Source organism: Desulfobacterium sp. N47 (assembly GCF_051233685.1).
In the GTDB taxonomy this organism is placed as follows: domain Bacteria; phylum Desulfobacterota; class Desulfobacteria; order Desulfobacterales; family RPRI01; genus RPRI01.
The window spans coordinates 1-8737 of the sequence record NZ_JBAMMY010000313.1; the positions used below are offsets into that span (position 1 = coordinate 1).

At 39.9% G+C, this 8737-nt stretch carries 9 protein-coding genes and 1 pseudogene; 7 read left to right on the forward strand and 3 right to left on the reverse strand.

The features are described 5' to 3' along the window. Nucleotides 1-417, forward strand: a pseudogene (locus VXK47_RS20060) (ISAzo13 family transposase); the annotation flags it as partial. On the opposite strand, the gene VXK47_RS20065 reads toward VXK47_RS20060, so the two are convergent. Continuing rightward, nucleotides 347-739, reverse strand: coding sequence for a hypothetical protein (locus tag VXK47_RS20065; RefSeq protein ID WP_435550578.1), 393 nt, complete (start codon nt 737-739; stop codon nt 347-349). The pseudogene VXK47_RS20060 and the gene VXK47_RS20065 overlap by 71 nt on opposite strands. Then, nucleotides 684-965, reverse strand: coding sequence for a hypothetical protein (locus tag VXK47_RS20070; protein WP_435550570.1), 282 nt, complete (start codon nt 963-965; stop codon nt 684-686). Before VXK47_RS20070 ends, VXK47_RS20065 begins: the two co-directional genes overlap by 56 nt. Nucleotides 966-1206: 241 nt before the next feature. Between VXK47_RS20070 and VXK47_RS20075 the strand changes: the two genes are divergently transcribed. The 6 genes from VXK47_RS20075 (at nt 1207) to VXK47_RS20100 (ending at nt 7768) form a co-directional block, all read left to right on the forward strand. Continuing rightward, entirely contained in the window at nt 1207-1629 is a 423-nt protein-coding gene (locus VXK47_RS20075) for an alpha/beta fold hydrolase (protein WP_435550571.1), read from the forward strand. A gap of 217 nt (nt 1630-1846) precedes the next feature. Continuing rightward, nucleotides 1847-2878: an ABC transporter permease subunit gene (locus VXK47_RS20080; protein WP_435550572.1), complete on the forward strand. Its 1032-nt coding sequence runs from the start codon at nt 1847-1849 to the stop codon at nt 2876-2878. A 4-nt stretch (nt 2879-2882) separates the two neighbouring features. After that, nucleotides 2883-3926, forward strand: coding sequence for an ABC transporter permease (locus VXK47_RS20085; RefSeq protein WP_435550573.1), 1044 nt, complete (start codon nt 2883-2885; stop codon nt 3924-3926). 25 nt (nt 3927-3951) lie between these two features. After that, a complete protein-coding gene (locus tag VXK47_RS20090; RefSeq protein ID WP_435550574.1) occupies nt 3952-5805 on the forward strand; it encodes an extracellular solute-binding protein in 1854 nt (617 codons plus the stop codon). Nucleotides 5806-5808: 3 nt separating this feature from the next. Then, nucleotides 5809-6789: an ABC transporter ATP-binding protein gene (locus VXK47_RS20095; protein WP_435550575.1), complete on the forward strand. Its 981-nt coding sequence runs from the start codon at nt 5809-5811 to the stop codon at nt 6787-6789. Further along, complete coding sequence (locus VXK47_RS20100; protein ID WP_435550576.1) at nt 6782-7768, forward strand: ABC transporter ATP-binding protein; 987 nt, start codon at nt 6782-6784, stop codon at nt 7766-7768. Before VXK47_RS20095 ends, VXK47_RS20100 begins: the two co-directional genes overlap by 8 nt. On the opposite strand, the gene VXK47_RS20105 is transcribed toward VXK47_RS20100, so the two are convergent. After that, on the reverse strand, nt 7765-8379 hold the full coding sequence (locus VXK47_RS20105) for a hypothetical protein (protein WP_435550577.1): 615 nt from the start codon (nt 8377-8379) through the stop codon (nt 7765-7767). The genes VXK47_RS20100 and VXK47_RS20105 overlap by 4 nt on opposite strands. Nucleotides 8380-8737: the final 358 nt, after the last annotated feature.

The window sequence follows — 8737 nt, forward strand, 5'->3', positions numbered from 1 at the left end:
CCAAAAGCTCATCAATTACTGATTACAGCTGACGGCGGCGGTAGTAATGGATCCAGAATAAGGCTGTGGAAAACGGAGCTGCAAAAGTTTTCTAATGAAACTAACCTCGAAGTATCTGTATGACAGATTCCACCGGGTACAAGCAAATGGAACAAAATTGAACATAGACTTTTTTCCTATATCAGCCAAAGCTGGAGAGGAAAACCACTTGTCAGCCATGAAGTGATCATAAATCTTATTGCCTCTACAACAACACGAAAAGGATTAACAGTAAAATGTCAACTTGACACCAATAAATATCCGAAAGGTATTAAAATATCAGATAAGGATCTTCGCCGAGTAAATATCAGTCGTAATGAATCCCATGGAGATTGGAATTATACAATAATGCCATATCGATCAACAGATAAATTGTAAACGTTATTTTGTGACAACTCCTTAATCCAAAGTGATGATCGGAATCTTGAGCAAATGTCCTCCTTGCCAGCGACGCACAGTTATGGCAGGCATATATCATATTTTTTGCCTGTGCCTGCCTGCCTAAACTATTGTTAATCTCCATGAAACCTTTGCATTTATCCTGAATTTCCTTTCTCCTCTCATCTTTCATATCTACCAGTTCAATAGTATCCTCCCATATTGGAGCTCCGCAGCAAACCTCTTTGTCAGGCGAGTAGGTATAGTCAATCTCTGCCAATTGCAGAAGTCTGATAAATGCCTGCAATTCCGGTATTGCCATAAACAAACGGAATATAACAGCCGAAAACGACAAAGTTTTCCGCTGATTGCTTTGGTGGTGCCAGTCCAATTGAACTTAAAAGAGCGGACCTCAATAGCCATGTGGGTGCATGATTACCTGATTCCTGAATGCATCGGATCTGCTCATCATGACTGCGTCCTGCAGCCAGAAAGGATAGTGTGTTTTTAAATAACTCGGAATAACCTACGTTTCTTTCCTCAACCATAGCTTAACCCTCCTATTAGATTTATATTATTGGTAAAAATCTTTACAATTGGGTGCGCCTGGATCAGGCATAGTCAGACATATGGAATGAATTAAATAAAGCTTGCTAAATTTACAACTTTTTTTTAACTTCACTTCCTATACGATCTTTATTATACAGTAATCAATAATAGACTCGTAAAAAGTTGGAAAACACCCCTTTTCGTCATTCCGGCGAAGGCCGGGAGCGCATTCTTGCGTTTATGCGCAGTTACCCTGATGGTTTCGTGTCAGTCGAAGAGGCGGCCTCTGCCGTTGCAGGCTATCTTCCTCATCGCTCACGTCCGGATGATATTAACGGATTGGCGAAGAACCTGCGACTCGGTTTTGATGGTAGATATCGATGGCACTGGGATCCCGCACTCATATCCGATGACCGGCAAGTCAACGATAAATTCGATACCAAACGGTATGAGCGTGCTGCTTTGGCAATCGACGCGCCCATTTTGCTTGTCCGTGGCCGAATGAGCGACGTGGTGAGCAAAGCGGGAGCACAAGCCTTTCTCGAGACAGTGCCCAGCGCTGAGTATGTTGATGTTCAGGAAGCAGGACACATGATAGCCGGTGATCGCAACGATGCATTTACGGCTGCTGTTATTTCATTCCTTAAAAGAAAACTTTCTTAGAAAATCAGACAGGTTGCACACTTCAGTTGGTTTATAGCATATGCATAATAATATTCCGATTGCATACTTGTAATTGGGTATGGGCACATATTCTAACTTCCTTATGATAATTGCTATAATACAATCAGGCATTGATTTATATCCTGAGTGGGGCTATAAATATTAAAAATTTAAAAATAGCATTATTTTAGCTTTCCAAAAATTTATCGGGTCATAAATGATAACGTATATATTAAGACGTCTTTTATTAATCATTCCGACTTTTCTTGGAATCACAGTAATGGTTTTTGTGATTACAAGGTTTGTGCCGGGAGGCCCAATCGAACGAATGATAGCTCAGGCTCAGCAGATGCAGAGTATGGATGGGAAAAGCGGAGCAAGGCTTACTTCCAAAGATCAGAATCAGCCTCTTTCACAAGAACAGATAGAAGAGCTTAAGAAATACTACGGTTTTGATAAACCGGTTCTTACAAGCTATTTTCTTTGGATGGGAAAAGTATTGCAGGGAGATATTGGTGTTTCCACACGTTATTATGACCCTGTATGGGGCATGATAAAAGAGCGCATACCAATATCACTGTATTTTGGAATAATTACGATGATACTTGTGTACGGGATTTGTATACCTCTTGGAATCTTAAAAGCCGTCAAGCATAAAAGCTCTTTTGACAATTTAACATCCGTTGTGGTTTTTGCCGGATATGCAATTCCGGGATGGGTTATAGGAGTACTTCTGCTTATTCTTTTTTCTTCTCATTGGGATGTATTTCCTCTGGGTGGATTTGTGAGTGAGAATTTTGAGGATTTAAATCTTTTTGGAAAGATAACGGATATTATATGGCATACGGTTCTTCCGCTGGCAGCTTACCTGGTGGGCTCATTTACCGTTATGACATTTTTGATGAAAAACACTCTTCTTGACAATCTTTCCGCAGATTATATCCGTACCGCAATCGCAAAGGGCATTTCTTTTAAAAAGGCAGTTTTTAAGCATGCATTAAGAAACAGTCTTATTCCGATTGCAACCAATTTCGGGAACAATATATCGATTATTCTGATGGGCTCTTTCCTGATTGAAAAAGTTTTTAATATAAACGGTATGGGACTTTTGGGATACGAAGCGATTGTAGAACGTGATTATCCGGTTGTTCTCGGAATACTGGTAATTTCATCTCTTCTGCTGCTTGTAGGAAATATTTTTTCGGACATATGTGTTGCAATTGTAGATCCGCGGGTTAAGTTCGAGTGAAAATATGCTCTTAAATCCTCTTACAAGAAAAAAAATACAGCGATTCAAATCCATAAAAAGAGGATACTACTCTTTCATGCTGCTGTTTGTTATGATTCTTGTTTCTTTTTTAGCCGAAGTTTTTGTGAACAGCCGGGCTCTGGTTGTCTGCTACAATAATAAATTATATTTTCCTGTTTATGCTGATATGAATCCGGGCAAGAAGTTCGGTTTGGACTATGATTACGAAACAAATTACCGTCAGCTGAAAAAGCATTTTAAAGATGAAAATAAGGGAAACTGGGTTATTCTGCCTCCGGTTCCTTATAACGCGCTTGAAAATGACCTTAAACAAGATTTGTTTCCTCCTTATCCGCCTTCATTTAAGGAGAGGCACTATTTCGGCACCGATAACGTTGGAAGAGATATTCTTGCACGGCTTGTATACGGGTTCAGGATAGCCATATCTTTTTCTCTTCTTCTGCTCCTGTTTGACTATGGAATAGGAGTCAGCATAGGAAGTGTAATGGGCTATTTCGGTGGAAAATTTGATCTTTTTTTTCAGCGCATTATTGAGATCTGGTCTAATGTTCCCTTTCTTTATGTGATTATAATTATATCTTCTATTATTGTACCGGGATTTATTACCCTGGTGCTGATCATGGCTTTTTTCGGCTGGATCGGAATAACATGGACTATACGGACAGTTACTTATAAGGAGAAGGCAAGAGAATATGTTCTTGCCGCAAAGGCTCTCGGCGCTTCAAACAGCCGCATAATTTTTAAACATATAATTCCAAATACAATATCAATTATAGTGACCTACGCCCCTTTTGCAGTTTCGGGCGGAATTGTTGCTCTTACTTCCCTTGATTATCTTGGCTTTGGTCTTCCTCCTCCCACACCAAGCTGGGGTGAACTGATACAGCAGGGCTGGACGCACATGGATTCATGGTGGATCGGAGGTTCGGTTATAGGTGCTATGACTGTAACCCTTATTGCCGTGACATTTATAGGTGAAGCTGTAAGAGAGGCCTTTGATCCGAAAATGTATTCAACATATGAATAATCGAATATCGAACAAGGAATAATGAATGCCGAAGGAAGAAAAAAGTATAACGAAAACTGTCTTTGCGTTTATTAAGGTTTTTTTGGTTGCAGGAGTATTGTCTTCCAATGTGCAGTCTTATGCCGGTGCACCGGAATTACCGAAAGATATAAAATGGCTTACAAACGATTCCGATCCGGTTTTTGCTTCTGATGATGCTAAAAAAGGAGGAACGTTTCATGCAGCCTTAATGAGCTTTCCTATGACTTTTCGCATAGTCGGTCCTGATTCAAATGACAGCTTCAGAAACGCTATTTTAGATAACCAGAAATCTTTGATAGGAATTCATCCGAATACTTTAAATATTATACCTGAAATTGCCACTCACTGGGCTTTCGGAAAAGACAAAAAGACCATGTATTTCAAGTTAAACCAAAAAGCACGCTGGTCGGACGGAGTTCCTGTTACAGCAAGAGATTTTGCCTATACACTGGAATTTATGCGCTCAAAATATATAGTTGCGCCCTGGTACAATGATTACTATTCCAAAGAGATAGACCGTGTTATAGTTTATGATGATTATACCCTTGCTGTTGTTTCAACAAAAGCCGAACCTGATCTTTATTTAAAACTTGGCTTAATCCCCACTCCAATTCATTATTACAAAAAGCTTGGTGAAGATTTTGTAAGAAAATATAACTGGGAGATAGTTCCAAATACCGGTGCTTACCGGATAAGCGATTTTGTTAAAGGAAAATCCATAGTTTTTAAAAGAAAAAAAGACTGGTGGGGAAATGATCTGAAGTATTTTAAAAACCGGTATAATGTGGACAGGATAATATTTACCGTAATAAGAGACAATAATATGATTTGGGAGTATTTCAAAAAGGGAATAATAGATGAATTTAACCTCACCATTCCTGAGTATTGGCATGTAAAATCCAAAACGCCTGTTATAGAAAACGGCTATGTTCACAGAATCTGGTTTTTCAACGACACACAGCAGTCCGCAATGGGATTATGGCTCAATCAGGATAAGGGAATTTTTAAAGATATAAATGTGAGGTATGCTTTTGCCCATGCCATGAATGTGGAAAAAGTAATAGAAAAGGTTTTACGAAACGATTATTTCAGACTTGAGCATGGATTTATGGGCTATGGGCGTTATTCCAATGAAAAGATAAAAGCAAGAAGGTTTAATCTTGATAAGGTTGATTTCCATATGAAAAAAGCAGGCTGGAAACGCGGAGCCGACGGTATATGGGAAAAAGGGAAAAACCGTTTTTCGGTAGAAGTGGTTTACGGATATGATGATCATACTCCAAGACTTGTAGTATTAAAGGAAGAGGCAAAAAAAGCCGGGATAGAGCTTAATTTGCAGAAGCTTGACCCGGCGGCTGTTTTTAAAAAAATTCTGGAAAAAAAGCATGATGTTGCATGGATGGGTTGGAGTACTTCTTTCAGGCCGCAGTTCTGGGAGCATTTTCACTCGGTAAATGCCCATAAGCCTCAAACAAATAATATCACAAATACCGATGATCCTGACATGGACAAACTTATAGATGCATACCGTAATTCTCTTGAAGAAAAAGAGAGGATAAATCTTTCACTTAAAATCCAGCAAAAGATACATGATCTTGGAGTTTTTGTACCTACTTTCATGGTGCCCTACACCCGTGATGCATATTGGAGATGGTGGAAACTCCCCAAAGTTCCCGGAACAAAAAATTCAACCGATCTTTTTGATCCCTTCAGCAGCATGACAGGCGGCCTTTTCTGGTTTGACTCAAAAGCATATGATGAAACAAAAAAAGCCATGAAAAAGGATGAAAAATTTGACCCTGTTACTATTATTGATGAAACTTACAAGATGAAAACAATAACAATGAAAATACAGTGACAAATGATATCTGAAAATCAAATATTAACGGTTGAAAATCTTGTTACATCCTTTGATACCGAAACAGGCAGAATACGTGCCGTAGATGATGTCAGTTTTAAAGTGAACAAGGGAGAGGTTTTCGGCATTGTGGGAGAATCCGGATGCGGAAAAAGCGTTACGGCTCTTTCGATTATGAGGCTTCTTCCAAAACCGGCCGGACGGATAGATGCCGGTCACATTATATTTTCAGGAACCGATATAACAACTCTTTCTGCAGAAAACATGCAGCGGATCCGGGGAAACAGGATATCAATGATCTTCCAGGAACCCATGACAGCCTTGAATCCGGTTCACACTATCGGAGATCAGATAAATGAAGTTTATCTTCTTCGCCATCCTGATACCGATATCAGACAAATCAGGAAAGATTCAATTGAGATACTGAAAAAAGTCGGAATTTCAGATCCTGAAAAACGGGTAAAAGATTATCCTCACAACATATCGGGCGGTATGCGCCAGCGGGTAATGATTGCAATGGCCCTTGCCTGTAAACCCGATATACTGATTGCCGATGAACCTACAACGGCTCTTGATGTAACCATACAGGCCCAGATACTGGATCTGATGAAAAGGCTTCAGGATGAAACCGGCATGGCAATAATATTTATTACTCATGCGCTTGGGGTAATAGCCGAAACAAGCCACAGGGTACTTGTGATGTATGCCGGTAAAGTGGCGGAGACTGCCCCGGTAGAAAACCTTTTTAGAAAACCGATGCACCCATATACTAAGGGGCTTCTTTTATCTATCCCGCGTCTTGAAGGAAAAAGAAAAACAAGGCTTCATGTAATACAAGGCACGGTTCCCGCTCTTAATGAACTGCCTCAAGGTTGCAGATTCAGAAATCGTTGCCCTGAGGCTATGGCTGTTTGCGGGACTGTTTCACCTCCTGCCGTTTGTATTGAAGATGAACATTTTGTGAGCTGTTATCTTTATGTCTGATTATCTGCTTGAAGCAAGAAACATCAAAATACATTTCCCGGTTTATGGGGGCATATTCCGCAGAAAAGTCGGAAAAGTGTATGCGGTAGACGGTGTTTCGCTGAAAGTAAAGAAAAGTGAAACAATCGGACTTGTAGGTGAATCCGGCTGCGGTAAGACAACAATAGGACGTGCACTTCTAAAACTTTATAATTTGACTGAAGGTAATGTCTTATTTGAAGGAGAAGACATTTCACGGTTAAGCGACAAAAAAATGAGGCCGCTTAGAAGAAATATGCAGATGATTTTTCAGGACCCTTTCGAATCTCTGGATGCAAGACAGACAATCGGAGATATATTGGAAGAACCTCTGATAATTCATAAATTCGGTTCATTGCAATCAAGAAGAAAGGAAGTATTAAATCTCTTATCGCGTGTCGGGATACCTCAAAGCGCAGTAAACCGGTTTCCGCACGAATTCAGCGGCGGGCAACGCCAGAGAATAGGAATCGCAAGATCTATCGCATTAAAACCCAAGCTGATTGTATGTGATGAGCCTGTATCGGCTCTTGATGTTTCCATCCAGTCCCAGATACTTAATCTTCTTCTTGACCTTCAGTCTGAGATGAATCTTACTTATATTTTTATTGCACATGATCTTGCGGTTGTTAAACATATTTCAGATAACATAGCTGTTATGTATCTTGGAAAAATCGTAGAATACGCGGATGCCGATGCCACATATGAAAATCCTCTGCATCCTTATACAAAGGCGCTGATATCAGCAATTCCGGTTCCTGATCCTTTTGTAAAAAATAAAAGAACCATACTTTACGGAGATGTCCCGTCTCCATTAAATCCACCTTCCGGGTGTCGATTTCATACCAGGTGCCCTGTTGCCTTCGACAGGTGCCGCATTGATGAACCTGAGTTAAAACAGGTAGCAGCCGGATCCGAAGTCAAAGAACATTTAGCTGCATGTCATCTTGTAAACAGTTAAAGGTGGTGGGAATCCTGCTCTGGTTTTGTTATTTCCGAACCGGTTTCAAGTGCAGTTATCCGGGTTATGATTGAATCTATCTTTCGTATTATAAGTTCTGATTCTATTTCATCAGGACCAAGCAAGTTTGCTCTTTTTAAGTATTCAAGAGCTGTTTTGAGTTCAGATATTGTACCTTTATTTAAAGCGATATCGGCTTTGTAAAGGAGCACCATTCTGTCTATTTTATTTAAACGGACATGGGCCTCCCTCTTAAGGTCTTCAGTAATTGCGAAAGATAAAGATTTGTTAAGATAGGTTCTCATGCCTTCAAAATCAGGAAGGCCAGGCACATCCATTACCGCATCAGCCTTATCGATATAGTATTTTGCTATTAATGGAAAAACTTCTTCACGGGTATATACCTCTTTCATGGGATTTGGCGGTTGCGCCCCGGGCATTATAATAAAGGGTTCCTTACCGAGAGGAGAGAATCTTCCCTTCCATACCTCTACAGCTCCCTGTTTATACTCTATGAAGTAGTTATCAGTGTTTGAACGGCTTGCCATTAAGGTTATTGAAATTAATACGGCAAGAACTATAACTATAGTAAATATTGTTGTTTTTTTCATGGAATAAACATCCTAAAGGATATGGTTGAGAACTTCCATCTCAAATGAATTTAATATAAATTATATGAAAAACTTTGTAAACATCTTTTGATGCTTTGAATAACATACATATAAAGTCGGCAATCTATGGAAAATATGCAGTCAATAATTGAGATGTGCCAAAGGCATGGGGCGGCCCCGCCGGTCTTCGAGAAAGATGGTTTGACTTAGCACGTAAAGTAAACATCCTCCGGCAAAGCCGGAGGCTTTACGATTGCTGGCCCCTCAAAGGGGCCTGATCACAATCGAAAAACAAAAACCATCATATCAAGTTTCTTGTAACACCTGCCATTTTAGCAGTGATTTTTATCGGGAATCC